The 1,784-nt window shown below is 70.2% G+C and carries 1 protein-coding gene; it reads left to right on the top strand.

Going from position 1 to position 1,784, the window contains the following annotated elements:
* On the top strand, positions 1-1,784 hold a 1,784-nt coding region (locus tag ACOJSF_RS00090; RefSeq protein WP_420140209.1), incomplete at both ends, for a UvrD-helicase domain-containing protein.

Genomic DNA, 1,784 nt, shown 5'->3' with positions numbered 1-1,784 from the left:
TCGATCATTATGCGCCTGACTGCGGAGACGCGCATGCGCGCTGCGACGCGCTGCTCGGCCTGCGCCGACGGGCGGAGCTGGCGGCCGCGCTCGCGGCGGCGCTGCGCGCGGGGCAGGCCTATGCGCTCGCCTATCGCGCCGCCAAGCGCACGGCCGGCGTGGTGGATTTCGACGATCTGATCCACGCCGCCGTCGATCTGCTGGCCCGGCCCGGCATCGGGGAATGGATCCGCTACAAGCTCGACCGCCGGACCGATCACCTATTGGTCGACGAAGGACAGGACACCAATACTCGCCAGTGGCTCATCATCGCCGCGCTGGCAGACGAATTCTTCGCGGAGGAGGTGGGCGCCGCGCAGGTCCATCGCACTTTGTTCTCGGTCGGCGACTTCAAACAGGCGATCTTCGGCTTTCAGGGCACCGATCCGTTCGCTTTCGCCGCCGCGCGCGATTTCTTCACCCGCGCGGCGGCGCTGGGGGAGCAGGAGGTGCATCGCCTCTCGCTCGACCGTTCGTTTCGCTCGACCCCGCCGATCCTGGCCTTGGTCGACGGACTGGTGGCGCAGCTCACCGCAGACCGAATGGGCCTGATCGACCCGCCCGAGCCGCACCGCAGCGCCAGGGCGGCGCTTCCCGGCACGGTGACGATGTGGAAGCCGATTTCGGTCGAGGCGGGCACCGCCGATGAGGATGTCGGCGAGGAGGGGTGGATCGACGATGCCGCCCGCGACTTCGCCGGCCGGCTGGCGCGGCAGATACGCGCCTGGCTGGATGCGCCCCTGTGGCTGGCGGGGCGCGACCGCCCGCTGCGGCCCGAGGATGTGCTGATCCTTGTGCGCAAGCGCGGCGCGCTCGCCTCGCTGATCGTCGCGCGGCTTCATTCCGAGGGCGTGCCGGTCGCGGGCGTGGACCGGCTGCGCCTCGATGCGCCGCTCGCGGTCAAGGATCTGATGGCGGCGATCCGCTTCGTGCTCCAGCCGGAGGACGATTTGAACCTGGCCGCACTGCTGGTCTCGCCGCTGTTCGGGTTCGATCAGGACGACCTCTATCGCGTGGCGTTCAAGCGGGCGGGCAGTCTGTGGCGTGCCCTGCTCGACGATTCCGGATCCGCGCAGGCGGTGGCGGGGCTCGCATCGCTTCTCCAGCAGGCCGATTTCGCCACGCCCTATCGCTTCCTCGAAGACATCCTGTCGGGCCCGCTTGATGGACGGCGGCGGCTGATGCGGCGGCTCGGGCTGGAGGCGCGCGACCCGATCGAGGAGTTGCTCAACGCCGCTCTGGCCTTCGAAGGGGAGGCGACGCCGACGCTGCAGCGCTTCCTTGACTGGTTCGACCGCGACGAGGTCGAGGTCACGCGCGATCCCTCCGCCCCGATCGACGCCGTGCGGGTGATGACCGTGCACGGCGCGAAGGGGTTGCAGGCACCGCTGGTCGTGCTGGCCGACGCGACCGGCGATCCAGAGGCGTCGCGCACCGACGTGATCGACTGGGTGGTGACAGACGATGACGCCGATCCGGTCAAGGTATTCCGCCCCCGCAAAAGCGAGCTGACGGGTACGCTCGCCGATGCGCTTGCCCGCGCCGAACGGCGGGAGCGCGAGGAGCATTGGCGGCTGCTCTACGTGGCGGCGACGCGCGCGGAGGAGATGCTGGTGATAGGAGGCGCGCTGGGCCCCCGCGCGCGTGGCCAGCCGCCGCGCCAGAGTTGGTATGTCGAACTCGAGCAGGCGCTCGATGGGCTGGGCGCCGAATGGGTGGCCGATCTCCTATGGGGCGGCGCGCGC

The organism is Sphingomonas sp., from assembly GCF_048594985.1.
Lineage (GTDB): Bacteria > Pseudomonadota > Alphaproteobacteria > Sphingomonadales > Sphingomonadaceae > Sphingomonas_I.
The sequence above is the reverse complement of the archived record's forward strand: the minus strand, read 5'-3'. Positions and strand labels throughout refer to the sequence as shown.